Source organism: Selenomonas sp. F0473 (assembly GCF_000315545.1).
GTDB lineage: Bacteria > Bacillota > Negativicutes > Selenomonadales > Selenomonadaceae > Centipeda.
Window position 1 is genome coordinate 1,689,334 of record NZ_JH992902.1, and the last position, 25,316, is coordinate 1,714,649.

Below are 25,316 nucleotides of genomic sequence, written 5' to 3' on the forward strand. Positions count from 1 at the left end.
TCTATGGGAAGACATTGTTCCGGCCGTCGCCGCGCGTTGCTGACGGCGGCTGTTCTAGGCGCGCTCACAGCGGCGCCCTTTCACGCGGCGCAGGCGGCCGAGGATGAGAGCATGCCCGTATACGAATTGGACGATGTTATTGTCACGGCTTCGCGCACGGAGCAAAACGTCAAGGACGCGCCCGCTGCGGTTGAGGTCGTCACGCGCGAGGATATCGACCGCCTCGGCGCGGAGACGCTTGCGCAGGCGCTCGCACTCACCGTCGGACTTGATGTGACGGAAAACGGCATGGTCGGGAACCAGGCAGCGCTGCGCGGTATGAGCACCAACCAGACGCTGATCCTCGTCGACGGGCGGCGCATACGCACGGAGGATACGAGCCAGACGGCGAATTACTATGAGCTGCAGCGCGTCAACATGGACGATGTGGAGCGCATTGAGATCGTCCGCGGTTCCGTCAGCTCCCTGTACGGCTCGGAAGCGCTGGGCGGCGTCATCAATATCATCCGCAAACATCCCGAGAAAAAACAGGTCGGCGTTTCCGCCGATTGGACGAGCCGGCAAAAGGACGGCGGCATATCCCTCGACTTCGGCAAGACGGGGAAATGGGCATGGCGCACGAGTTTCAAAGTGGCCGATATCCGTGAACGCGGCAGGGAGACCGTTTCCAATCAATATGGGAAAAAATACTATTTCAATATAGACGGGCGGATGGATATCGCGGCGCGTAAGCATATGGACTTCTTCTTCAGCTACATGAACGAAGATCTGGATCAGAAGTCCGAGGCCGTGACGCAGACGGGCGGCAACTATAGATCCAATCCGGGCACTGTGGACTATAGTCATAAACGGTATTCGACAGGGCTGCGCTATGCGGGGGAGGATCGCAGGGGCACGTACGAGATGCAGGTTTACTATATCCGCTTTGATAAAAAACAAGAGACTCATCTGCGATCGAACGGCGTGCTCTCGGACTTTGACGATATGGTCTTCCATTCCTATATTGCGGACGGTAAGCGCACCTGGAACCTCGGTGAGGATCACAAACTCACTTTCGGCGGCGAGTATCGGAAAGAAGAGAACGAGAGCACCCGTATCGACGTGGGCGGAGGACATACCGTCACGAGGAACGGCATTTCGAAAAACGAGTCGAAGGCGAACCTTAATTACGCCGCGCTGTATCTGCAGGACGAATGGCGTGCGAACAAACGCCTTTACGTCGTGCCGTCCGTGCGTTGGGACCACAATAATAAATTCGGCAGCGAGGTGACGGCGCAGCTTGGTACGACCTACCGTCTCAGCGACCGCAGCCGCGTCAAGATGAATGTCGGCTCGGCATACCGCGCGCCCACGGCAAGCGAACTCTATATGCACTGGGATCATGTGCCCGCAGTTGCGCGCATGGGGGCGAGGCTCGTACCGATGCAGGTTCATATCGACGGGAATCCGAACCTGAAGCCCGAGAAGGCGGTCAACTTTGACCTCAGCTTTGAAGCGGAAGGAAAACGCAACGCGGGGAAAATAACCTACTTCCACAATAAGGTGGACGACCTGATCAATCTAAATACCGTAAGCAGAGTGATTATGTCATTCACACCGCCGCCGCCGCATCCGATCGCAATCCGCAACGTCGGACATTATGAAAATGTCGATAAGGCGACGCTGCAGGGTATCGAGTTCGAGGGCAGGCAGCGGCTTGGGGATAAGTTTACGCTGCGGTCCACCTATACCTATCTCGATGCCAAGAACGATATGACGGGGGATCGGCTGACCGGACGAGCGCGGCACAAACTCTCGCTGCAGCTCATCTACGACGACTTTAAGCACGGGTGGAGCGGCGTCCTCTGGAACGATTGGCTGGGCGACTACTACTACGCGGAGGGGCGCGGAAACACGGCGGTGAAAAAGAATACCTCCGCGACGGTGCTCAACCTGGTCGTCAACAAAAAGATCAACGATCACTTGAGCGCCTACTTCGGCGTGAACAACCTGCTCAACGAGGAAAATACGACGCTCTATTACGACGGCCGCATTTGGCGCGGCGGGGTCAACATGACGTTCTAACGCGGCGTAAAGTACCCGAACGCGGCCGGGATGCCGTAAGTATCCGCGAGCTCTTCGCGGCGCACCCACAGGAGGGCGGACGGCTCGTCTCCCCCAGCGGCGCGGGGCGGCGCGTCGTCTGTGTCGGCGACGCAGATCTCCCAGCCCGTGAGGTTCCACTCGATGTGGGTGAAGACATGGCGGGCGGACGGGAGCGGGGCGATGGAGCGGACGGCGAATCCCTCCGCCGCAAGATATTCCAGCACTTTACGCTTGGACCATTTCCCTTCCGCATTCGGATATTCCCAAAGACCCGCGAGGAGTCCCCGCGCGGGTCTTTTTTGTATGGCGCAGCGATCGCCGCGCCGCAGGAGCAGGACGGTGCGGTGTTCCTTTCGCCGCGCTTTGAGCGCGCTTTTGACGGGATAGTCGAGCTGTGCGCCGCGGTCGTGCGCGAGGCAGAGACGGACGGCGGGGCAGGCTCGGCAGAGCGGCGTGCCGTTCGGCAGGCAGACGGTTGCGCCGAGATCCATGAACGCCTCGTTGAGGAGCCCCGCGTCCGTTCCTCCGGGATAGGAGGGGCGGAGCGCCTCCTCGAGCGCGCGTTTCGCCGCATCCTTGGCGATGTCGATGGGATTGGCCGTCACACGCGCGGCGACGCGGAGGAAGTTGCCGTCGACGGCGGGGCATGGACGGCCGTAGGCAAATGATGAAATCGCGCTTGCGGTATACCGTCCGATACCGGGCAGAGCGAGGAGCGCGTCAAAGTCGTCGGGGAGGTTTCCGCCGTGTTCTTTCACAATGACCTGCGCGGCGCGTTTGAGGTTGCGCGCGCGGCTGTAGTAGCCGAGGCCCTGCCACAGTTTCATCAGCGCGTCGTCATCGACGGCGGCGAGATCGCGTACCGTTGGCAGGGCATCGAGAAAGCGCAGGTAATAACCGCGGACAACGTTTGCCCGCGTCTGCTGGAGCATGATCTCAGAGATCCACACATGGTACGGCGTCGGTTCGTCGCGCCACGGCAGGTCGCGCGTGTCGGGCGCGGACTTTCGCCATGTCAGCAGTATATCGCAGAGGGAGGCGAAGACAGAGCCGCCCGCCCAAAGTTGTATGTTCATTCAAAACTCTCCTTTATTTTATTTTATCATATAGACCTGAAAAATATAGGCGAAAAAGAAAACAATAAAAATATAGTATCGCCGTCGAATCTATGATAAAATCAATTGCGTGAATTACGTTATGCATAGGCGCGAGAGATGATCATATAAGAGCGGAAGGGATGAACGGCCTTGATTAGGGAATTCAATTTCGCGGAGTTTTCACCATATGTGAGAAAACTCCATATGGATGATGAGCAGCGGTATACGGCGATGACGTTTGGCCCAGGTTCCTATATGGTGAATGCGAACTTTGAAGTCGGCGGGATAGAGTGTCATGTGCTGATCGGACGCTATTCTTCCTTGGGACATAGAATTACATTTGAGATTGGACTCAATCACGATACGAATCAAGTCACGACGTATCCATTTGATGATCTCATACGTAGCGATGAGACAAAGCTCAATCATTACGACCATGTCAACCGCAAGCAAATCATTGTCGGCAACGACGTGTGGATCGGCTGCGACGTGACCATCCTCGGCGGCGTCCGCATCGGCAACGGCGCTGTGATCGGGGCGGGAGCTGTTATCGCAAAGGATGTGCCGCCCTATGCCGTTATGGTCGGCAATCCGGCGCGCGTCGTCAAATACCGTTTTGACGAGGAGACCATTCGCGCGCTGCAAGCCATTAAGTGGTGGAACTGGCCGGAGGAAAAGATCAAGGAGAATCTGGCGCTGCTGAAAGATCCGGTGCGCTTTATCGCGGAATTTTCCGTGCCGTCCGAAAATGAACCGACGGATGAGACGGCCGATATGATGCGAGGGCTTCGGGCGGACGGATATAAGATCTATTATTTCGTGCCAGATTTCGCTTCGGGAGAAGCCGTTTGGCAGAATGTGATCCTATCCTATTTGCAGACCTATCATGCGCGGGATCGCGTGGGGCTGCTGCTTGCGCTCCAACAGTCGAAGGACTGCTCTATGCAGACGGCACAGATTGGTGAGGCCCTTGCGGCACGCGGGGGCGATGCGCCGCTTGTTTTTACGCATGAAACAGAGGGGGCCTTTTCGTTTCCCGCACTGCGCCAGGCGGATGTGTTCATTACGACGAAGGAAGACATTTCCTCTCAATGTGTGGACTATGCGGCTGACACGGGGACTGTCATTCGTTATGGAATGGACGATGCGGCGATACTCTTTGCCCGATGCCCCGGAGATATCCTAGGGACGGCGCTGCGAGATGAGGAAAGAGCGCATGGCGAGAGTTCTCGCTCCGCTCTCGTACAAATTCTCTCTACGCCTTCATTTACCGGTAAAGAGGAGCGTCTAGCGCGTGAGATCGCAGAATGTAAGACGTTTATTGGGAATTTGCTGCTGTCTGAAAAGATAGAGGACGCGATGCACCGCATCAGGAATATTGCAGAGGATATCTACTACTACAATCAGTTTTATACGGATGTGCAATTGGAGGGATATCTGCAGCAGATTCTTAGGCGGCTGCCTGAAGGAAAGCCTGCCTATGAAAAGAGCGCGCGAGCGCGTATTGTCTTTTATGATGCTTTTGGTATAGAGACGAGAGGTCTTGCGGCGATATATCTGCGCGCTCTCTCCAAGATGGACGCGGACATTCTTTACGTCACGAACGCTGAGGCACAGGGGCGTCTCAATATGCTCGAGAGCATATTGCTCGGCTGCGATGCGCAGATTTACTGGCTGAAGGCAGAGCCCCATACCGCGCGCTACCGTGATTTGTGCCGCGTGATGGCGGCGTTCCGCCCGACGATCGGTTTTCTCTATACGACGCCGTACGATGTCAGCGGTATCTTGGCATTCATGCGTTTTGAGGGGGCGATGAAACGCTATCAGATCAATCTGACGGATCATGCATTCTGGCTCGGGGTGAATGCTTTCGATGTATGTCTGGAGTTCCGTGATTTCGGCGCCGCTCTCTCGCGGGATCATCGCGGCATCGCACCGGAAAAGCTCCGCAAGCAGCCGTATTATCCCATTATCGACCGCGACGAGCCGTTTGCAGGCTATCCCTTCGAACGTGCGGAGAACGACTTTATCATATTTACAGGCGGGTTCCTGTATAAGAGCATCGATCCGGAGAAAACGTATTATCGGCTGGTCGGCTCCCTTCTTGCCGCGTTCCCGCAGGCGAAGCTGTGGTATGCGGGCTACGGCGACGATACAGATCTAAAGGAACTCATGGCGGCGTATCCGGGGCGCGTGTTCCACACGGCGGAGCGTAAAGATCTGTTTCAGCTGCTCCGGCATGTGGATATGTACCTCAATACGAGCCCGCAGATGGGCGGCTTGATGACGCAGTATGCGGCGCTTGCCGGGCGCCCGCCGTTCCTGCTTGATCCCTATGCGGGGAGTGCAGGACTGCTCTTTCATGAAGAGGACCTCGGCGTATTCTTCACGGATTTCGAGGAGTGCAGGGCGGCGCTGCACCGCTTTGTGGAGGATCCCTCATATCGAAAAGAGTTGGAGGAGCGGCTCAAGAAATATCAACTTATCATAACGGAGGATGAGTTCAATGAAAATCTCGAGGAGATTTTGACGCGGGGGATGTCGCGCTATCCGATTCGTTTCCCAAAGGTTGATATGCGTTTTCAGGAGGATTTGTACCTGTGGCGGTTTATTAAGGATCTTCCGGACTGACACGCGGGAAATATTCCCTGCTTTTCGGCGCTGCCCGGGCTAAAAAAATCATTGACAAACAGCGGCGGCGGCGCGATAATGAAAGAGTTTTCCCGCGGAGGCGTATCTGCGCGGCAGACAGAGAGGAGTCCGGCGTGATGAAGCATATTCTGTCTGTTTTTGTAGAGAATCAGACGGGCGTTCTCGTGCGTGTGGCGAGTATGTTCTCGCGGCGCGAGTTCAACATCGACAGCCTGTCGGTCGGCGTGACGGAGTCGCCGGCGTTCTCGCGCATCACGGTGGTGGTGCACGGGGATGAGAATCTCGTGGAGCAGATGATCAAGCAGCTCGAGAAAATGCCCGTGGTGCGCGCCGTTCAGCGGCTCGATGAAAAGGGCGCGGCGTGCCGCGGCATGACGATGATCAAGGTGCGCGCGGAGGATACGAATCGTCTCGACGTGCTGAAGATGGGCGAGCTGTTCCGCGCGCACGTCGTCGATGTGGACGCGGGGTCGATCATCTTTGAGATCACGGGCGGCGACGACAAGGTGACGGCGTTCCTCAAGGTGCTGCAGCCCTACGGCATCGTCGAGGTCATCCGCACGGGGCTGATTGCGCTCGAGCGCGGGGAACATACAATTTACGAACACTGTGAGGAGCGTGCGTACTATGGCAAAAACTTACTATGATCAGGACGTCGACTGGAGCGTACTCGAGGGAAAAACGGTTGCGGTCATCGGCTACGGCAGCCAGGGGCATGCGCATGCGCTGAACCTCAAGGACAGCGGCGTGAATGTCGTCGTCGGGCTCTATGCCGGTTCGAAGTCGGCGAAAATCGCCGCCGAGGACGGCCTGAAGGTACTCCCCGTGGCGGAGGCAGTCAAAGCTGCGGACGTCACGATGATCCTCATTCCGGATGAAAAGCAGGCGGCGCTCTACCGCAGCGAGATTGCGCCGCATCTGAAGTCCGGCAGCGCACTCGCGTTTGCGCACGGCTTCAATATCCATTTCAATCAGATTGTCCCGGCGGACGATATCGACGTGTTCATGGTCGCACCGAAGGGGCCGGGGCACCTCGTGCGCCGCACGTTCCGCGAGGGCGGCGGCGTGCCGGATGTGTTCGCGATTGGCCGGGATGCGACGGGGCGCTGCTTTGACCTCGCGCTCGCGTATGCGCGCGGCATCGGCGGCACGCGTGCGGGCGTCATCCAGACGACGTTCAAGGAGGAGACGGAGACCGATCTCTTCGGCGAGCAGGTCGTGCTCTGCGGCGGCGTGACGCATCTCATTCAGAAGGGCTTCGAGACGCTCTGCGAGGCGGGCTATCAGCCGGAGATCGCGTATTTCGAGTGCTTCCACGAGATGAAGCTCATCGTCGACCTCATGTATGAGGGCGGCATGGCAAAGATGCGCAAATCCATCTCCGATACGGCGGAGTACGGCGACTACACGCGCGGTCCGCGCATCATCACGGACGAGACGAAGGCGGAGATGAAGCGCGTGCTCGGCGAGATCCAGGACGGCACGTTCGCGCGTCAGTGGCTCACGGAGAACAACGCCGCCGGGCGTGCGAACTTCCTTGCGGAGCGCCGCATCCACGCGGAGCACCCGATCGAGACGGTCGGCAAGGAGCTGCGCGGCATGATGTCGTGGCTGAAGGACGGCGCCGATCTGCGCAAGGACTAAGGAATCCGCACCTCTCGGGGGATGCGATACGGGCAAATCAGAGGGGGAAGCCGCTGTGCGCGGCCTCCTCTTTTGTATTATTTTAGGAGGTTCATCCGTGGGCATGAATATGAGCGAAAAGATTCTTGCGCGCCATGCGGGGCTGGATCATGTGGAGGCGGGGCAGCTCGTTACGTGCCGGCTCGACATGGTGCTCGCGAACGATGTGACGGGACCGCCGTCCATCAAAGAGTTTGAAAAGACGGGCAGACCCGTCTTTGATCGGGAGAAAATCGCGCTGATTCCCGATCATTTCCAGCCCGCAAAGGATATCAAGTCCTCGGAGCTGGCGAAGATTATGCGCGACTTTGCGCGCAAGCACAACATCCTGCACTACTACGAGCAGGGGCGCGTCGGCATCGAGCATGTGCTCCTGCCGGAAAAGGGGATCGTGGGTCCCGGGATGCTCACGATCGGCGCAGATTCGCATACCTGCACCTACGGTGCGGTGAATGGGTTCTCGACGGGCGTCGGCACGACCGATCTCGCGGTCGGCATGGCGACGGGCGAGGCGTGGTTCAAGGTGCCCGAGGCGATCAATGTGCATCTGACGGGCGAAAAACCTGCGGATATCAGCGGCAAGGACGTGATTCTGACGCTCATCGGGATGATCGGTGTGGACGGCGCGCTCTATCGGAGCCTTGAGTTCACGGGCGAGGGGGTCGCCGATCTCACGATGACCGACCGCCTGACGATTGCGAATATGGCGATCGAGGCGGGGGCGAAGAACGGCATCTTCCCCTATGACGATGTGTGCAGGGACTATGTCGCGGGGCGCATGACGGCGGACTACATGCCTGCCGCGGCCGACCCCGACGCATCGTATGTGCAGACGGTGGAGATCGATCTCAGCGCGCTGCGCCCCGTGGTCGCGTTCCCGCATCTGCCGGAGAATACGCGGCGCGTGATGGATCTCACAGAGGAAGTTCCCATTGATCAGGTTGTCATCGGATCGTGCACGAACGGGCGGCTTGAGGATATGGAGATCGCGGCGGAGATTCTGAAGGGGCATACGGTGCATCCGAACGTCCGCTGCATCGTCATCCCCGGGTCACCGTGGGTTTATCAAGAGTCAATGCGGCGCGGCTATCTGGAAATCTTCATGGAGGCGGGCGCGGCGGTCTCAACGCCGACCTGCGGCCCCTGTCTGGGCGGCTACATGGGCATCCTCGCGGCGGGCGAGCGCTGCGTCTCGACGACGAACCGCAATTTCCGCGGGCGCATGGGGCATGTGGACAGCGAGGTCTATCTCGCGGGACCGCACGTCGCGGCGGCGAGCGCGATACTGGGGCGGATTGCCGCGCCCGAGGAGGTGAGATGATGTTTGAGGGAAAGGTCTGGCGCTACGGCGACAACATCGACACGGACGTCATCATCCCCGCGCGCTATCTCAACACGTTTGAACCGAAAGCGCTCGCGGCGCACTGCATGGAGGACATCGACACGACGTTTGCGAAAAACGTCGCGGCGGGGGACATCATGGTCGGCGGGCGGAACTTCGGCTGCGGCTCCTCGCGCGAGCACGCGCCGATTTCGATTGCGGCGTCGGGCGTTCCCGTCGTCATTGCGGCGAGTTTTGCACGCATCTTCTACCGCAACGGCATCAACATCGGACTGCCTCTGCTTGAGATCGGCGACGATGTGGAGAAGATCAGCGCGGGCGACCGTCTGCACGTCGATACGGCGACGGGCGAAATCCTGAATCTCACGACGGGCGACACGTTCCGGGCGCACCCTCTGCCGGGCTTTGTGCAGGAGATCGCGGCGGCGGGCGGGCTTCTCAACTATATCAAGGAGAACGGAGGATTCCGTCATGGCGTATAAAATTGCGGTCGTGCCGGGCGACGGCATCGGCGCCGAGATCACGGCGGCGGCGGTCAAGGTGCTGAAAGCCGTCGATGCGAAATACGCGCTCGGACTCACCTATGAGACGCGCGACGCGGGCGGCACGGCATACGACCGGTATGGGACGCCGCTCCCGGAGGAGACGCTCGCCGCATGTCAGGCGTCGGACGGTGTGCTCTTCGGCGCGGTCGGCGGTCCCAAATGGGACGACGTTTCACCGGAGCTGCGCCCCGAGCGTGCGATCCTCGGGCTGCGCAAGGGACTGGGGCTGTACGCGAACCTGCGCCCCGTGAAGGTGGCGGATGCCCTCGTCGAGCATTCGCCGCTCAGGCCGGAGCTTGTGTGCGGCGTCGATCTCGTGATCGTGCGCGAGCTGATCGGCGGCATCTACTTCGGGGAGAAATGCGAGTCGGAGCAGGTGGACGGCGCAGAGCGCGCGTGGGATATGGAGAATTACTCCGTCCCGGAGGTGGAGCGCATCGCGCGGCTCGCGTTCGAGACGGCGCGACTGCGGCGCGGTGCGGTCACGTCCGTGGACAAGGCGAATGTGCTCGCGACATCGCGTCTCTGGCGGCGCACGGTGACGGCACTCGCGGCGGAATACGGCGATGTGGAACTCTCTCATCTCTATGTGGACAACTGTGCGATGCAGCTCGCCGTGCGTCCGACGCAGTTCGACGTCATCGTGACGGGGAATCTCTTCGGCGATATTTTGTCGGACGAGGCGGCGGTCATCGGCGGATCGATCGGGCTCATGCCGTCGGCGTCCATCGGCACGGGGACGAGCCTCTTTGAACCGATCCACGGCAGCGCGCCTGACATCGCGGGGCGCGGCGTCGCCAACCCGCTCGGCACGATTCTCTCGGCGGCGATGCTCCTGCGCTACGCTCTGCATGAGGAGGCGGCTGCCGCAGCGATTGAGACCGCAGTCGACGCGGCGCTTGCGGACGGCCTGCGCACGGCGGATATATACAATGAGGGCAGGGGGCTCAAAAAAGTCGGCACGGAGGAAATGACAGGCGCGGTCTTATCGCATCTTTAGATATGACATAAATAAAAAGGGAATGTCCGCACGGGACATTCCCTTTTTATTTACGTACTTGGGGCGGGGACTTTCCTCTTGATATACCGCCGCCAAACGAATGCGGCAAGCGTCAGCAGAATCGCGCCCGCCGTCGGGAACAGGAAGTGCATCCCGAGATAGGTCGCGACAATGCCGCCGAGCAGCGGTCCCGTGAATCCGCCGACCTGCTGCGCGGCAAAGAGCATACCGAAGACGCTCCCCTTGAGATGGGCCGGCGTGTGCTGCGCGATGACGGCATTCAAGGACGGCTGCACGCCGGCGGCGCAAAGCCCGATGCCGAACTGCATAACGGCAAAGGGGACGAGCGTCTCGGGAATCCCCTGCAGCGTCAATAGCGTTCCCGCAAGCGTCATTGCCAGACACATGGAGACGAAATAGCTGCGCCGCGCGCCGAAGATGCCCCAAAGCGGCGCCGCAACCGCGCCCGCGATGCCGCCGAGCGAAAAGACGACGCCCGCGGCGAGGACGACGTTCCGGATATCTCCCGCGAGATATTTGATATAGGTCGTCAGAACCGGCTGAAGGATAAAGATGACCATTTGAGCCAGCGTGCTGACGATCATCATTGCGCGCAGGATGGGGATGTGCCAAAGGTGCCACGGGTTCGCTTCCTTGGCCGAGGCGGGCGTATCGTCCGCAGGAGCCGGTGGTTCCTTGATGATGAAGGTAAATGCGAGGAAGTTGATAAAGAGCGCGAGCGAACCGATGTAGAAGCTTGTGCGCATGCCGAACGCCTCCGCGAGTATGCCGCCGAGGAGCGGCCCTACAACGCCGCCCGCGGTCAGCGTTCCCTGCATGATGCCGAGGCAGAGCCCGAGGCGTTCGCGCGGCGCATAGAGCGTTATGATGGCGAGATCCATCGGCCATAGACCCGCGGCAAATCCCTGAAAGAGACGCACGAGGACGAGCTGTTCGGGCGTCTGCACAATGCCGCCGAGAAAGTAACTGACGGCGATGAGGAAACTCGCGCGCATCGCCATGAGGCGCTTGCCCTTGCGGTCGGCAATGCGCCCCCAGATCGGCGCCATCACCGCGGAGACAAGGAAGGTCACGGAGAATGTAATCCCCGCCCACAGATTGACGGACGCCTCGTCCACGCCGAGCTCGAGCGTCAGATACATGGGCAGGAACGGGATGAGCATCGTGTAGCTGGCGGACATGAAGAGAACATTGCAGGTGAGCAGCGCCAGCGCGGCTTTCCAGTTCATAGGAGGCACACCCTTTCCTAAAATAATGCTGCCGCTATTCTAGCACTTTTTACAGAAAAAGAAATAGGGGAAAGGACCTTTTTCCTATTTCTTGATTTTCCGTAGGCATTGTGCTATGATAACGAAAACGAACCAAATCCGGTCCTTAAAATGCAGATTCGTCTGCATTAAGAATTCTCTAAAAAGCGCCTGCCCGGAGGCGCCAAAGAATACTGCAACACCCCCTGCCGTGCACCGTTTGCGGCAGTTTTTTCGAAAGTAAGGAATGTCCATGAAACACATCGTCGTAGATTTGGAGATGAACCCGGTCGGCAAGGAATACAAAGAAATACGCAGGAAACTGAACGGCGAGATCATCGAGATCGGCGCTGTGCGTCTGAATGAAAAATTTGTGCAGGAGGATAAATTCCAGTGCTATGTCTGCCCCGAGTACGGGCCGGTGAAGAAACATATCACGGAGCTGACGGGCATCACGCAGGACAAGGTCAACGGCCAGCATGTGTTTGCCGAGAGTTTTCGGAACTTCGTGGACTGGATCGGCGCCTCGGAGACGAAGATCTATTCGTGGAGCATGTCGGATATCAAGCAGCTGCATAAGGAATGCCGGCTGAAGGTTCCGGACTTCGATGTGGACTGGCTTGACACGCGTTGGGTGGATCTCCAGCAGGCGTTTGACGACCGGCTGGGGCTGCACAACAGTCTCGCGCTGAAGCATGCGCTCGGCGCGATGGGACGGAGCTTCGAGGGCGCGCAGCACTCCGCGCTTGCCGACGCGATCAATACGAGCGCCGTACTCGCGCTCATGCAGGACGACGAGAAGTTCCGCGAGACCATGCGTCCCGTGCTCGAAATCCTCGCGCCGAGCGCGGCCCTCTCCGATTCGATCGGCGACCTCTTCCCGGATCTGGAAAAACTGAAGAACAACCTCTAGCTTTTGCATTGAAACCAAAAAGCACCTTGCCGTTATCGGCAGGGTGCTTTTCTATGCGCATCAATCGTGCCGCGTGGGCGGCTCGATCGAGACGGCGCCGCTGGGCTGAGCCGCTTCCGTTGGATCTTCGGTTGACGCCGCCTGTGTGCGCCGTGCCTTGGACTCTGCGGGCGTTTCCTCGTCGAAGAGCGGACGCGCGGCGGGGCCGCCGTCCGGCGTCGGTTGTGTCAGTTCCGCGCGGGCGGCAATCGAACCGAGAATGGCGCTGGCCGCAGGCGCATTTGTATGATTGGCCGGGACTGCGGCGGCACTCGTCGGGACGATCGGTTTGAGTTCGACGGCGAGGGTGTCGCCGTTCTTAATGGGACTTGTGAAGTCCGCCTTGGCTCCGTTGACGAGGATGGCGAATGTGACGCGGCTCGTTGCGGGCGGCGGGGTAAAACCGACGGCAAGGAGCGCTTCGCTGACGTTGGCGCTGCCCGAGCCCTTTTGATAGACGATGACGGCGCCGTCTTCGACGATGCTGTCCGGGGCCGCTTTCCGGCCGTTGAGGGTGAGGGTAAATCCGGATGCGGGAACCGCATGCTCTTTTCCCTCATAGGTGATCGTCGCATGCGGGGCGGCGGAGAGGCCGAGCACGGACGAGAGGGTCGGAACGGCGGCCTCCTCATACGCGATCGCATCTCCTTCCCGGAGCGCGGTTGAAGGCGCCGCAGGGGCGCCGTTCAGCGTGATCTTCGGCTGTATGGAAAAACGGCGCGCCTCGCCGTTCAGCGTATAGGAAATATATCTGCCCTCGGGCGGCAGATTCTCTCCGCGGAGAACTTCGCCGAGCGTGCGCTCACGGGATGATGTAATCACGTCGCCGTCATGCAGGAGCGGATTGTCTTCGGCGGGGACGCCGTTGACGAGAATGCTTGCCGCAACGCGGAGTTCTGCATTGTTCAGCGTGACTACGTAGTCGTCGGCATTGTCGACGGCATCGCCGAGGCGCACCTCGGGCTGCGCGCCGTCCTCGCCCGCAACGAGCTTGATGCGGCAGTCGTCGTGAATGGGGGAGTCGAGCCCCGCGGTTTTGCCGTCGATCGTAATCTGCGCAAGCGTTCCCATCGTGCCCGGGAAACTGCGCCGTTCGCCGTCGATCGTGACCACGAGTCCCATGCCGGGGCGGCCGTTGTACTTGCGCAGGCTGATGCCCGCCGCGAGCAGGGCGTCGGAGACGTTGAGCTCACGGAAATTGAACAGGCTGTACTCGATGTCGTTGATCCAAACCGCGAGGAAGTGCAGCGTGTTGATCGAGGCGATCTTGAGGATACCGAGCGGCGTTACCGCATCGGGGGCGTGCAGTTCCTCGGGGAGCTCCTCCACGCCGTCGACGACATCGGGCTGACGCACAGCAACGCGGCCCGCGGGGATGCCCAGCGCCTCTGCGACGAGTTCCGGTATCATGGGCGTGAGGGAACCTCCGCCGACGAGCATGACTGCCTGCGGCGGTTCGCTGTTGAGTTCCAGAACCTGCTTTGCAATCGCATCCGCGAGATGCGCCACACTCGGCCGCACGGCGGCGACCACTTGATCGGCCGTGAGTTCGAGTTTCATGCCGAGGATATCGGTAAAGGAGACGTTCCGGCCGGCCGAGATCTTACGTTTGATGTCCTCGGCGATGTTGAAGTCGAGGAGGTATTCGCGCGAGATGGCCTCGGTGATCTCGTCGCCTGCCATCGGCACCATGCCGTAGGCGATGACGGATCCGCCACGCGTAATCGCGACGTCGGAGGTGCCCGCCCCGATGTCGACGAGGACGAGGTTCAGATGACGCATCGTGGGAGGGATGAGGACGTTGATGCCCGCGATCGGCTCGAGGGTGAGCGCGCGCATCTCGAGATGCGTCTCGCGCAGCGCCGACTGCATAGAGTCGACGACTTGGCGCGGGAGAAAGGTCGCGATGACGGTCGCCTGCGCGCGTCGGCCGCGCTGCCCGACGAGCGTCTTGAGGTCGTTGCCGTCGAGCGTATAGCGGACCGTACTGTAGCCGACGCAGTAGTAACGCGTCGGATCGTCCACTGTGTGCGAGTGGGCGAGTTTTTTCTGCGCCTCCTGCACGCCGGCGAAGTCGAGATCGCGCTGCTGCGCGGCTGTGATCGTGCCCGCGACTTCCTGCTCGGCCTCTGCGGTCATCGTGTAGAGCGCGCGTCCCGCGGCCGCGACTGCGACACTATGCAGCGGCCCCGTACGCGCGGTGAGACGCCGCTTGACCTCACGGATGATCGCGGCGACCTGCGGCACATCGTGGATCTGACCGTCGAGCATGGCGCGCGTCTTATGCTCCATACGCTCGGTTGCGAGGATATGCAGGGCGCCTTCTCGCTGCTCGGCGACGATGCCGATGACGCTGCGCGTGCCGATGTCAAGGGCAAAGACGAGCTCCGCCTGCCGCTCCCCGCGCGGCGTGCGGGCGGCGGGCGCCGCCTCGTCCTTTTTGGGACGGCCGCGTTTTTTTGCGGCGGATGCGCCGCGCTCCTCCTCTATGCGTTTTTTCGGGCGGCCGCGCCGTTTTGCCGGCTGCTTCGCCGTAGGAACCGTTTCGTTTATATTCTCCAAATCCGGCATTTCTGTCTCCCCCGACCAATCGATCTAAAGCAATGTATACTATCTATAGTTAATTCGTGTCCCGTTGAAAAAATCCTGCCGGGTTATGCATCCGGCGTATGCAAAAAGGTCAGAACGCAACCGCCGCGCGGGCAGATCCGTTCTGACCACAAGAGAGGGGTCTGAAATGCCGTATCCCTTATATGTCTATACCTGCGTAAAGCAGGTGGGTACCCTAAGTCCGGCTTCCGCCTGTGCCGAAGCGCTTCGCGTCCACCGGAATCAATTCGGGTTCCCTAAAAGATCTGTAGGTTAGACATTGCTAAGACATACGCACATCGAAGGCGCACCTTTCTTTTATATTATGATAGCATAAAAAAAAATAAGCCGCAAGACTTGACAAATGAGGAATAAGAATTTGCGATAACAATATGAAATCTGTGTTTTCGGAAAATATATTCAGAAATTATACCGCCCTCTTTTCCTGTGCGGGTTCCCGTGCTATAATAGGGAACGGTAATATAGAATGTTCTCAATTTCCCGAGAAAGATGGTGTGACGGAGATGGCAAATGTTCGCGATGCGGTGGATGCGGTCGTCGCTGCGATTATGGCGCAGAAGGACTACCTGACGGCGGTGGATGCGAGATCCGGGGACGGGGATCATGGACTGAACATGGCGCGCGGGGTGACCGAGGCGGAGGAACGGATGAGGGAACTCCCGCCGGATGCGCCGCTCGGAGATGTGCTCCATCAGATGGGGCGCGCCTTCATCGAGAATGTCGGCGGGGCGGCCGGGCCCCTCTACGGTATTGCCTTTGTGCGTGCCGGCGAGGCGGTGAACGCGCAGACGCGGCTCGATGTAAAGAGTTTCGAGAAACTCTTTACGTGCGGCATCGAGGCGATTCGGCGCCGCGGGCATGCCGAGCGCGGCGACAAGACCATGCTCGACACGCTCATCCCGATCCGCGACGCGTTTCTGCCCGAGAATGCGGAGGGCAAGAGCCTGCGCGAGTGCCTCGAGGATGCCTTGAGCGCGGGCCGTGAGGGCGCGGAGTATACGAAGACCATCGTCGCGCGGCGCGGCCGCGCGGCACTCATCGGCGAGCGCAGCATCGGCATTGAGGATCCGGGCGCGATGAGTTCGCTCATTATGTTCCGCGCGCTGTGCAGCTATCTCCGCGGCTGAAGGGGACGAAATTGAGATCGAAGTGAGAGGAAATGATTTGATGAACACCGGAATTCGCACCCGTTTTGCACCGAGCCCCACGGGGTACATGCACATCGGCAACCTGCGCACGGCGCTCTATGCGTATCTCTTCGCGCGCGCGAATGACGGGACGTTCATCCTGCGTATTGAGGACACCGACCGCAGCCGTTATGTGGCGGATGCGGTGTCCTTTATCCGCCGCACGCTCGACGCGGCCGGCATCATCCCCGATGAGGGGCCCGACGATATCGGCGGCGCATACGGCCCTTACGTCCAGAGCGAGCGCATGGACATCTATAAAAAATACGCGGAGCAGCTCGTCGAGACGGGACATGCCTATCGCTGTTTCTGCAGCCATGCGGAAGAGGCGCCCGGCACCGGGGAGGGCAAGGGGTTCGGCGGCTATCCGCGTACCTGCCGCGACCTCCCGCCGGAGGAGGTCGCGGCGCGTCTCGCGCGGGGCGAGGCGTACGTCGTCCGGCAAAAGATGCCGCTCACGGGGGAGACGACGTTTTACGACGTTCTGCACGGCAACGTCACGATCTCGAATACGGAGCTCGAGGATCAGGTGCTCCTCAAGCGCGACGGCATGCCGACCTATAACTTTGCCAACGTCGTCGACGATCGTCTGATGATGATTTCGCATGTCATCCGCGGCACGGAGTTCATCACGTCGACGCCGAAGCACGTGCTGCTCTACGAGGCGTTCGGTTGGACGCCGCCCGTGTTCGTCCACCTCGCGCCCGTGATGGGGCGGGACGAGACGGGCAAGACGAGCAAGCTGTCGAAGCGGCACGGCGCGACGAGTTTCAACGACCTTGTCGAAATGGGATATCCCGCCGCCGCCATCGTCAATTATGTGGTCCTGCTCGGCTGGAGCCCGAAGACGACGAATCGGGAAGTCTTTTCGATGGACGAATTGATCGAGAAGTTTTCGCTCGAAGGGCTTTCAAAATCACCGGCCGTATTCGACTACGACAAGCTCGGCTGGATGAGCGGAGAGTATTTCAAGGCGATGACGGACGAGGACTTTGCGGCGGCGGCGCGTCCCTTCGCGGGGGAACTGCCCGCGCGCATGGAAGAGCGGTGGCCGCAGATTGCGGCGCTCCTCAAAACGCGCGTAACAAAGCTCGGCGACGTACGTCCGGAGATTGCATTCCTCATTGAGGCGCCCGCCTTTGATGCGGACCTGTATGAGAATAAGCGGAACAAAGTGACGCCCGCGGCGGCGGCAGAGCTTCTGCCCGCGCTCATCGAGATCCTCGCGGCGCTCCCCGCCCCGCATTGGGAGAACGAGCTCCTCTATGCGCTCCTCGAGGAGTGTATCGAGCGTGAAGGATGGCGCAAGGGCACCGTTATGTGGGTGCTGCGCATTGCGGCCGCAGGACGGCGGGTGACACCAGGCGGCGCGACGGAGATCCTTGCGATTCTCGGGCGGGAGGAAGGGCTTTCTCGTCTGCGGGCCGCACACGCTCATCTGAGCGCCTTGCACTGAGTCGCCGCGCGGGATGCACGGCGAAAAAACGCTTGATTTTTACCGGACCCTATGCTATAGTATCTCCTGTTGACATATGTGGCGCCTTCGTCAAGCGGTTAAGACACCGCCCTCTCACGGCGGGGTCATGGGGTCGAATCCCATAGGCGTCACCATCGAACGTCCGGGAGCTGCTTTGCGGCTCCTTTTTGTTTTGGAGTAGGATCGTTATGCTCTTTCTGTCCATGCTTATCCTCGGCGGGATCATCGGCTTCGTCGGGGCGGGGGGCGGCGGAGTCGTCATCACGCTGCTCGTCGTAGGATTCGGCGTACCGATTCACCAAGCGCTCGCCGTCGCCCTCGGCTCGATGGCCTTTACGACGCTTTCGGGGGCGTTCAGCCACTATCGTGAGGGCGAGGTCGTGCCGCGCACGGGGGCTGTGATCGGTGCAGGGGGGCTCGTCGGGGCGCTCATCGGCGCGATGATATCGAACCATATCGAATCCGGGAATCTTAGCTTCTTCACCGGAATGATGCTCGAGTCAAGCGCTCTGCTCCTCTATCTGCGCATCTATCGTGCCGCGTGGCTGGAGCGCCGGATCCGGGTGCGTGAGGAACTGCTCACAGGGCGCAGGCTTTATATCTATGGAACCGCCACGGGCCTGATCTGCGGCATCCTCGCGGGGGCGTTCGGCATCGGATCGGCGGCCTACATTCAGATCGCGCTTATGGTCGTGTTCGGCGTGCCGCTTCTGCAGGCGATCGGGACGACGATGATGATCATTGTGCCGATCTCGATCAGCGGCGGCATCGGCTATCTCCTTTACGGACAGTTTGAGTTGATGATATTCCTGCAAACGCTCACGGCGCTTTCCGTCGGCTCATGGTTCGGGGCAAAACTCACGCATCTTGCGCCGCGCTCGGTGCTGCGGTTTTTCATTGTCGCCCTCCCTGCGGCGGGCGGGGCGATCATGATTGTATTTTGATAGACGGCGGCTCTGCCGCATTTATATTCTGCGAGGGGGAATTTCGTATGAAAAAAATATTTACGGCGGTTCTGCTGGCAGCCGCCGCATTGACTGCGTTCGGGTGCGGAGAGGGCGCCGCGGAGGGAGAGGGCGGCGAGAAAACAATCCCGTTTCGCCGCGTGACGGGCGACGAGGCGCAGGCAATGATGAAAAAAGAGACTGGCTATCTGATCGTCGATGTGCGAACGCCGCAGGAATATGCCGAGGGGCATATCCCCCATGCGGTCAATATCCCGCTCGATACCGTCGGCACAACTCCGCCGTCCGAACTGCCCGACAAGCGGCAGATGATCTTCGTTTACTGCCGCAGCGGAGCGCGCAGTATGCAGGCCGCCGACAAACTTGCTCGGATGGGTTATACGAATATTGTGGAGATGGGGGGCATTCAGGACTGGCACGGCGAAGTCGTACGGTGACCGGGATTTTGGCGCATCGCTGTGTCACTGCTAAAAATCCTGCGGTCGACGTAGGCGATGGACTACGCCTTCCCTTGGATTTTTCTTGTTCCTTGCTCTGCATCCAAACTTCCGCGTCACTGAGGTCGCGGTTGCGTCTATGCATCGGGGCTTTCGCTTCACCGCGATTTCCTACATAAGGAGACGCAGGATTTTAGCGCATAGCTGCGTCACGGCGAAAAGTCCTGCGGTCGATGCGGTTCTTAAATTGTTGGCTTTTAGATTAAAATGCATCTTGCCAAATAAAAACAAGACTTGTTTATTTTTTCGGATATGCTATAATATTCTCATCTTAGTTATAGGGAGCGTGTGCGCGTGTGAGAGGTGCGGAGGCGATTCTGGCCTGTCTGCGGGAGCAGGGTGTGGATACGTTGTTCGGCTACCCGGGCGGAATGATCCTGCCGCTGTACGACGCGCTCTATGCGCAGAACGATATACGGCAGGTGCTCGTGACGCATGAGCAGAATGCGGCGCATGCGGCGGACGGTTATGCGCGGGCGACGGGACGCGTCGGCGTCTGTATCGCCACCTCGGGACCGGGGGCGACCAACCTTGTGACGGGGCTTGCGACGGCCTATATGGACTCGATTCCGGTGGTCGCCGTCACGGGACAAGTGGATATGGCGATGCTCGGGCGCGATGCGTTCCAAGAGACGGATATCCTCGACGTGACGATGCCCATTACAAAGCACAATTATAAGATCAAACAGGCGGCAGACCTCGTGCCGACCGTTCGCAAGGCGTTCGAGCTTGCGCGGAGCGGCCGTCCAGGGCCTGTCCTTTTGGATGTGCCGCGCAATCTCTTCTGCGAGGAGGTCGCGTACGAGGCGCGGGAGCCTTGTGTGCAAAGCCCCGGGACGCCCGACGCGGATTTTATCATCTGTGCGGCGGAGGCGGCGGAGGAGATTGTGCGGGCGAAGCGGCCGCTCGTCATCGTGGGCGGCGGGGTCATCTCGGCGGGCACCTCCGCGGAGGTTGCCGCGTTTATCGAAAAATATCGGCTCCCCGTCGTGCATACGCTCATGGGCATGGGCGCCGTGCCGAGTACGCACCCGCAGATGCTCGGCTTTGCCGGGATGCACGGTGAAAAGGCGGCGAATTATGCCATCGGCGCGGCGGATCTTATCGTTGCGGTCGGGAGCCGGTTCGCCGACCGGCAGACGGGCAATCTCAGCAAGTATACGGCAGACCGAAAGTTCATCCATATCGACATCGATCCCGCCGAGATCGATAAGAATATCGCGGGCAGTCTCGGCCTTGCCGGGGATATGCGCACGATCCTCAAGCTGCTCATGAGGCAGGCTCCGCGGAGCGATCACGCCGCATGGTGGAAGCAGATCCGGGGATGGCGTGAGACGTACGACTACGACTACCATGTGGGGCGTTTGACGGTGCCGTGGGCGCTCCATCAAATTGTGCAGAGCACGGCGGGCAGGCCTTACGCCTATGTGACGGATGTGGGGCAGCACCAGATGTGGGCGGCGCTCCATCTGCGCGTGGAGGAGCCGCGGACGTGGCTCACCTCGGGCGGACTCGGCACGATGGGCTACGGACTTCCCGCAGCGATGGGAGCGCAGATCGCGTGGGGCAAGGACCGCCGTGTGGTCCACATCGCGGGCGACGGCGGCATTAAGATGACGGGCAATGAATACTATACGATTGCGCGGATGAATCTCCCAATTATTTCCATCATCGTCAACAACCGCGGGCTCGGGATGATCCGTCAGCTGCAGAAGGTACTGTACGACGAGCGCTACATTGCGTGCGATCTGGATCATGAGATGGACTATGTGAAATACGCGGAGAGTTTCGGCATCCGAGCGGCGGGCGTTTCGACACAGGAGGAATTTGCCGCGGCGCTCCGCAGCGCGTTGGAGGATACGGAACATCCGCGCGTCATTGTGGCGGATGTCAGGCGCAGTTTTGTAGAGCCGATGGCGAAGGGCGGTGCGCGTATTGATGAATTTGTCGACTTTAAATAGCGCGGCGGGGGCACGGGAAAAGGACAAGCGGGGGCAGGCGGGATTTTCCCTGCTCTCGACGCTGCTTGCCGTGATGATTCTCGGCATCGTCCTTGCGATTGCGGTGCCGCGGTTCTCGTCGGCAATCGCGGCGGCGAACACGGTGAAGGTGCAGGCCGATCTCACGGCTCTTGATACGGCGATTGTGCTCTATCAGACGGCGAAGGGCAAGGATCCGACGGCGATCAAAGATCTCGCGGATTACGTGACGGAGATCGAGCATCTGAAACCGCCTTCCGGTAAAGCGCACGCGGGCGGTACGGAGGTTGCGCTGGACGGCGCCTCCTATACGATCAAGACTGTGGACGGCGTTTGCCGGGCCGTATGCGTCGACAAGACGGCGGAGGAATTCGGCAGGAAAGAGTGAGATGGGAGGCCATAGGCATGCGGGAGGAGGCGGGGCGACTTTTTCCTGAGCGGCGGCAGGGTGTGCCGCTCGCGGTTTTATGGAGCCTTTGCGCGTTCGTCCTCTGTGCATTTTGCGGGCCGACCGTACGTACCGGCTGCGGCACGCTGTTTACGGCGGCGCTTATTTGGCTCGCCTTTCTCGATGTGCGGGACGGTTTTCTGTATGACTGTATTACGCTGCCGTTTGCCCTGCTGGGGGCGGCGCTTTCGGCGGCGGGATTTTTGGCGCCTTTTGCTGAGGCGCTGATTGGCGGGACGCTGCGGCGTCTTATTTTATTGCCTGCATATTGTCTCGCATGGAGGGATGGGCGGCGGCGATGTCAAACTCGCGGCCGGGCTTGGACTCTGGCTGGGTTGGCAGGCGGCGGTTATCGCCGTCTGGACCGCCTTTATGCTGGGCGGCATTACGGCTGCCGCGCTGCTCCTCACGAAACGGCGGAAACGGCATGACGCCATCCCGTTCGGCCCCTGCCTCGCCGTGGGCGGCTATGTCGGATTTGCCGCGGGGGATATGCTGTGGCGGTTCTATTGGGGAGCGCTCTAATGCGGCGCGCAATGCGCGGTATGGCGCTGCTCGAGATGCTCGTCGGACTCTCCGTCGCCGCGGTGATCCTTAGCGCCGCGCTCCCGATCGGGATCTCGATCTATGCGCGTGCGGCCGTGACGTATGAGGCGGCGTATCTTGTCAGTGAGCTGCGCCGCGTGCAGGCGGTCAGCCGTACGACGGCGATGCCCCTCTATGTGCTTGAGCAGCACAGAGCAGGCACGCGCAATCCGAGCCTCCACATCTGTGCGGACGGCTACGATATCCGTCATCCCGTTGAGGGGATTGCCCGCAGACACGATCTGCTCCCGCTCATCCGCCTGCACCGCCACAATCTCACGAATCGGCCCGCGGCGTTTGGCGGCAACGGCGACGTTGCATGGAGCCAAAGCGCAAATATGACGATCCGTATCTATGCCCGCGGGCATGAGGAGGATTTCGTGAGCGTTGTGATCGACCGCGCGGCGCGCATCCGGATCGAACGGGGGGCGCTTTGATGCGGCGCGGCGTACGGGAACGGGAGGCGGGGTATCTCCTCCTCGAGACCGTTGCGCTCGGGCTCATCGTACTGGCTGCGGCGGCAGTGCTCGGTCTCTTTGCACGGACGGCGCTGCTCGACGCCGAGGGGCGCGCGCGTACGGATGCGGCGCTGCTTGCGCGGGAACGCTTCTCTGCGAGTGCGGCGGAACTCGATGCCGGGGGGACCGTGTCCGGCGGTGTGACTGAGGTGCGGCGCAGCGATACGGTCTATACGGTATCGGCAGATGTTGCACGGAAAGATGTATTTTACGATGTGACGCTCCATATCTCATGGACGGTGTGCGGGCGCGCGCGGTCGGCGGATTATGTGCGGAGGATGAGGGGGCGTCATGCGGCCGGAAACTAGCGGGCGTCGGGGGGAATCCGGCATCATTTTAACCGAGCTGGCCGTCAGCCTGCCGATCTTCGTCCTCCTCCTGACCTTTCTTGCATTTGCCTCCGCGTGGGGGTGGAGGACCTATCGGCAGCAGGCCGCGGATGCGGAACTGCATCAGGAGATGCAGATTGTCTTTGCCCGCGTTGTCGAGTCCGCGCTCCTCTCGGACCGCATCGGGAAAAGTTGGCAAAACGGCTATGAAATGCGCCGGAATCTCTTGACCGGCCGCCCATTGGACCGTTATTGGGTGGACGAGGGACAGCTTGTCCTGAACCACGGATCGTTTCCCCTGACCGGCGCGTTTGCAGGCGCGGGCGTGCATATCTCGGAATTTGTCGTGGAGGAGGATGCCGTGCTTCCGCGTCTCTATCACATCCGTATGACGGGGGAGAGCACGGTCACGGGGCATACGTGTACGCTCGCGACGGCGGTATATCTACGGGAGGGCAAAGATGCGCGCCCGTGATTTCATCGGGGATGAGCGGGGCGCGGTGTCGGTCCTCGGGCTCTGCGTGCTCACGGTATTGGTTTTGCTTGCGCTTGCCTGCGTTCATTTTATGCGCGGCGGCAATGTGCTCGCGGCGGAATACGAGCGCGAGACGCAGCTGCGTCTGGCTGCCGAGAGCGGCGTCGAGACGGCGGCCGCGGCCCTTGAGGCTTCTGCCGATGCCTACGACGGGCTGCCGGCGCCGGGGGAACGGATAGAGCTTGCGTGCGCGGATATCCCCGTGACGGGGGACATCGAGGTACGCGTCTTTGCGGAGGCACCCGCACCGGGACAGCTTTACCTGATCGCCGCGGCTGTGGATCATGCGGCGCCGCACATCGACGACGGCGAAGGATGGGTGCGCGGGAAAATCGTACGCGCGTACATGGAGGAGAAGGATCATCGCTATGTTTGGCGGCGCTTTTTTTAAAATCCTGCGGCCCGTGCGCGAGACGGTCGGGATCTATCCGTCCGCGCATGGGATCGCCTTTGCGTATCTGTGTGCGCCGGAGGACGGTGCCGGCACATGGACGGTGACGGAACTGCGCAGGGCGCCGGCCGTATGGATGGACGGAGACGGTGCGGCCCGGCTTGCGGCGCTTGTTCGGGAAGAACTCTCGCGCATGGGGCGGACGCACCTGCCGCTGGCGCTCGCGCTGCCGGCCGCAGAAGCGGAGGTGAGGACCGTGGAACTGCCCGCGGCGCTGACCGGCGGGGAACTGCACAAGGCGTTATTGTGGGCGCTGCGTGCATCGGCGGACGAGCGTGACGCCGCATTGCCCGAGGAGATGTGCCTCTGCTATACGGTGCTGCCGGAGGCGTCCGTACATCGCTGCCGAGCGGCGGCGCTTCCGGCTGCGCGCGTCCGGGAGATTTTTTCGGCCTTTGCGCAGGAGGGCCTTTCTTTGCGCCGTCTGACCGTCTGTCCGGCCGACGGCGGAGAACTGGCGGAGCGGATCTCTGCGGCGCGTATGTTGGGACTGCCGTGGGAACGTACGGATCCCGTAGAGGAGGCGGCGGTCCTGCCGGCCGTCTACGCGGGGCTGCTCTTTTGCAAAGATACGCCCGGCAGACTCTATTTGACCGGCGGCATGCGCCCGAAGACATGCCTGCGCCGGTATGCGGCCGCCGCGCTTGCCGTGCTGTCGGCGGCTGCGTTCCTTGGCGCGATTGCGGCGGAGGCGGGCGCCTATATGACGGTTCTGCGGGAACGGGATCGTGCGCGCGAGGAACTTGCGCTCCACGCGGCGGACCGCCGCCGTATGGAGGAACATATGACGCTGCGCGCGGATACGGTGCGGCGGGAGCGTCTCTTGACGGCGTTCTTGGCGGACAGTCTGCCGTGGCGCGCCGTCCTCGTCCATCTCGGGAGCGTCACGGAGGACGGGATCCGGTTTCTTTCCGTCGCGTCGGAAGGGCATACGCTCCGCATGGAGGGGGAAGCCGCGCATTACGAGGCGCTCGCCTCTATGATGAGCCGGCTGCAGGCGGGAGCGTTCTTCACGGGCGGCGTCAGGCTGGAGCGTGCGGCACAGGAGCGCGGCGCTGCGGAAGCGCCGGCACGGATCCGCTTTGTGCTGCGCGCGGATTGGTAGGGAGGC

23 protein-coding genes and 1 tRNA gene are annotated in these 25,316 nt (G+C 60.7%); 21 read left to right on the top strand and 3 right to left on the bottom strand.

Going from position 1 to position 25,316, the window contains the following annotated elements:
* Positions 1 to 3 precede the first annotated feature (3 nt).
* Positions 4 to 2,064, top strand: coding sequence for a TonB-dependent siderophore receptor (locus HMPREF9161_RS07705; protein WP_009729111.1), 2,061 nt, complete (start codon positions 4 to 6; stop codon positions 2,062 to 2,064).
* On the opposite strand, the gene HMPREF9161_RS07710 is transcribed toward HMPREF9161_RS07705, so the two are convergent.
* Positions 2,061 to 3,161, bottom strand: coding sequence for an A/G-specific adenine glycosylase (locus HMPREF9161_RS07710; RefSeq protein ID WP_009729112.1), 1,101 nt, complete (start codon positions 3,159 to 3,161; stop codon positions 2,061 to 2,063). The genes HMPREF9161_RS07705 and HMPREF9161_RS07710 overlap by 4 nt on opposite strands.
* Positions 3,162 to 3,386: 225 nt before the next feature.
* On the opposite strand from HMPREF9161_RS07710, the gene HMPREF9161_RS09900 reads away from it, so the two are divergent.
* From HMPREF9161_RS09900 to leuB, 6 genes are all read left to right on the top strand, one after another.
* Positions 3,387 to 5,813, top strand: coding sequence for a hypothetical protein (locus HMPREF9161_RS09900; protein ID WP_009729113.1), 2,427 nt, complete (start codon positions 3,387 to 3,389; stop codon positions 5,811 to 5,813).
* Positions 5,814 to 5,950: 137 nt separating this feature from the next.
* Positions 5,951 to 6,481 carry an acetolactate synthase small subunit gene (ilvN, locus tag HMPREF9161_RS07720; protein ID WP_009729114.1) on the top strand — a complete coding sequence of 177 codons (531 nt, stop codon included), beginning with the start codon at positions 5,951 to 5,953 and terminating at the stop codon, positions 6,479 to 6,481.
* Complete coding sequence (gene ilvC, locus HMPREF9161_RS07725) at positions 6,462 to 7,478, top strand: ketol-acid reductoisomerase (RefSeq protein ID WP_009729115.1); 1,017 nt, start codon at positions 6,462 to 6,464, stop codon at positions 7,476 to 7,478. The genes ilvN and ilvC overlap by 20 nt, the downstream gene beginning before the upstream one ends.
* A 97-nt stretch (positions 7,479 to 7,575) precedes the next feature.
* A complete protein-coding gene (gene leuC / locus HMPREF9161_RS07730) occupies positions 7,576 to 8,838 on the top strand; it encodes a 3-isopropylmalate dehydratase large subunit (protein WP_009729116.1) in 1,263 nt (420 codons plus the stop codon).
* Entirely contained in the window at positions 8,838 to 9,341 is a 504-nt protein-coding gene (locus HMPREF9161_RS07735; RefSeq protein ID WP_037348677.1) for a 3-isopropylmalate dehydratase small subunit, read from the top strand. Before leuC ends, HMPREF9161_RS07735 begins: the two co-directional genes overlap by 1 nt.
* Positions 9,331 to 10,404, top strand: a complete 1,074-nt coding sequence (gene leuB, locus HMPREF9161_RS07740) for a 3-isopropylmalate dehydrogenase (RefSeq protein WP_009729118.1) — start codon at positions 9,331 to 9,333, stop codon at positions 10,402 to 10,404. The genes HMPREF9161_RS07735 and leuB overlap by 11 nt, the downstream gene beginning before the upstream one ends.
* Positions 10,405 to 10,454: 50 nt before the next feature.
* On the opposite strand, the gene HMPREF9161_RS07745 is transcribed toward leuB, so the two are convergent.
* Positions 10,455 to 11,654, bottom strand: coding sequence for an MFS transporter (locus tag HMPREF9161_RS07745; protein ID WP_037348679.1), 1,200 nt, complete (start codon positions 11,652 to 11,654; stop codon positions 10,455 to 10,457).
* A 271-nt stretch (positions 11,655 to 11,925) separates the two neighbouring features.
* Between HMPREF9161_RS07745 and HMPREF9161_RS07750 the strand changes: the two genes are divergently transcribed.
* Positions 11,926 to 12,585 carry a 3'-5' exonuclease gene (locus HMPREF9161_RS07750; protein WP_009729120.1) on the top strand — a complete coding sequence of 220 codons (660 nt, stop codon included), beginning with the start codon at positions 11,926 to 11,928 and terminating at the stop codon, positions 12,583 to 12,585.
* A gap of 60 nt (positions 12,586 to 12,645) precedes the next feature.
* Here the strand turns inward: HMPREF9161_RS07750 and HMPREF9161_RS07755 are convergent, their stop codons facing one another.
* Complete coding sequence (locus HMPREF9161_RS07755) at positions 12,646 to 15,195, bottom strand: cell division FtsA domain-containing protein (protein ID WP_009729121.1); 2,550 nt, start codon at positions 15,193 to 15,195, stop codon at positions 12,646 to 12,648.
* 542 nt (positions 15,196 to 15,737) lie between these two features.
* Between HMPREF9161_RS07755 and dhaL the strand changes: the two genes are divergently transcribed.
* The 13 genes from dhaL to HMPREF9161_RS07820 all read left to right on the top strand — a co-directional run bounded on the left by dhaL (position 15,738) and on the right by HMPREF9161_RS07820 (position 25,310).
* Entirely contained in the window at positions 15,738 to 16,361 is a 624-nt protein-coding gene (dhaL, locus tag HMPREF9161_RS07760) for a dihydroxyacetone kinase subunit DhaL (RefSeq protein ID WP_051010581.1), read from the top strand.
* Positions 16,362 to 16,401: 40 nt separating this feature from the next.
* Positions 16,402 to 17,877 (top strand): glutamate--tRNA ligase, encoded by a 1,476-nt coding sequence (gltX, locus tag HMPREF9161_RS07765; RefSeq protein WP_009729123.1) that lies wholly within the window; start codon positions 16,402 to 16,404, stop codon positions 17,875 to 17,877.
* 80 nt (positions 17,878 to 17,957) lie between these two features.
* Positions 17,958 to 18,032 (top strand) — tRNA-Glu (locus tag HMPREF9161_RS07770).
* Between the two features lie 54 nt (positions 18,033 to 18,086).
* Positions 18,087 to 18,842, top strand: a complete 756-nt coding sequence (locus tag HMPREF9161_RS07775; RefSeq protein ID WP_009729124.1) for a sulfite exporter TauE/SafE family protein — start codon at positions 18,087 to 18,089, stop codon at positions 18,840 to 18,842.
* A gap of 47 nt (positions 18,843 to 18,889) precedes the next feature.
* Entirely contained in the window at positions 18,890 to 19,300 is a 411-nt protein-coding gene (locus HMPREF9161_RS07780) for a rhodanese-like domain-containing protein (protein ID WP_009729125.1), read from the top strand.
* A gap of 356 nt (positions 19,301 to 19,656) precedes the next feature.
* Positions 19,657 to 21,321, top strand: coding sequence for a biosynthetic-type acetolactate synthase large subunit (gene ilvB, locus HMPREF9161_RS07785; protein ID WP_009729126.1), 1,665 nt, complete (start codon positions 19,657 to 19,659; stop codon positions 21,319 to 21,321).
* Entirely contained in the window at positions 21,299 to 21,727 is a 429-nt protein-coding gene (locus tag HMPREF9161_RS07790; protein ID WP_037348680.1) for a competence type IV pilus major pilin ComGC, read from the top strand. The genes ilvB and HMPREF9161_RS07790 overlap by 23 nt, the downstream gene beginning before the upstream one ends.
* A gap of 345 nt (positions 21,728 to 22,072) precedes the next feature.
* Positions 22,073 to 22,312 (top strand): prepilin peptidase, encoded by a 240-nt coding sequence (locus HMPREF9161_RS10215; RefSeq protein WP_369791785.1) that lies wholly within the window; start codon positions 22,073 to 22,075, stop codon positions 22,310 to 22,312.
* The gene (locus HMPREF9161_RS07800; protein ID WP_009729129.1) at positions 22,312 to 22,809 is read left to right on the top strand and encodes a Tfp pilus assembly protein FimT/FimU; all 498 of its coding nucleotides are present in this window, start codon (positions 22,312 to 22,314) and stop codon (positions 22,807 to 22,809) included. Before HMPREF9161_RS10215 ends, HMPREF9161_RS07800 begins: the two co-directional genes overlap by 1 nt.
* Positions 22,809 to 23,198 (top strand): hypothetical protein, encoded by a 390-nt coding sequence (locus HMPREF9161_RS07805; protein ID WP_009729130.1) that lies wholly within the window; start codon positions 22,809 to 22,811, stop codon positions 23,196 to 23,198. The genes HMPREF9161_RS07800 and HMPREF9161_RS07805 overlap by 1 nt, the downstream gene beginning before the upstream one ends.
* Positions 23,182 to 23,694 carry a hypothetical protein gene (locus HMPREF9161_RS07810; protein ID WP_009729131.1) on the top strand — a complete coding sequence of 171 codons (513 nt, stop codon included), beginning with the start codon at positions 23,182 to 23,184 and terminating at the stop codon, positions 23,692 to 23,694. The genes HMPREF9161_RS07805 and HMPREF9161_RS07810 overlap by 17 nt, the downstream gene beginning before the upstream one ends.
* Positions 23,681 to 24,145, top strand: coding sequence for a hypothetical protein (locus HMPREF9161_RS07815; protein ID WP_009729132.1), 465 nt, complete (start codon positions 23,681 to 23,683; stop codon positions 24,143 to 24,145). The genes HMPREF9161_RS07810 and HMPREF9161_RS07815 overlap by 14 nt, the downstream gene beginning before the upstream one ends.
* A complete protein-coding gene (locus tag HMPREF9161_RS07820; RefSeq protein ID WP_009729133.1) occupies positions 24,123 to 25,310 on the top strand; it encodes a PilN domain-containing protein in 1,188 nt (395 codons plus the stop codon). The genes HMPREF9161_RS07815 and HMPREF9161_RS07820 overlap by 23 nt, the downstream gene beginning before the upstream one ends.
* Positions 25,311 to 25,316: the final 6 nt, after the last annotated feature.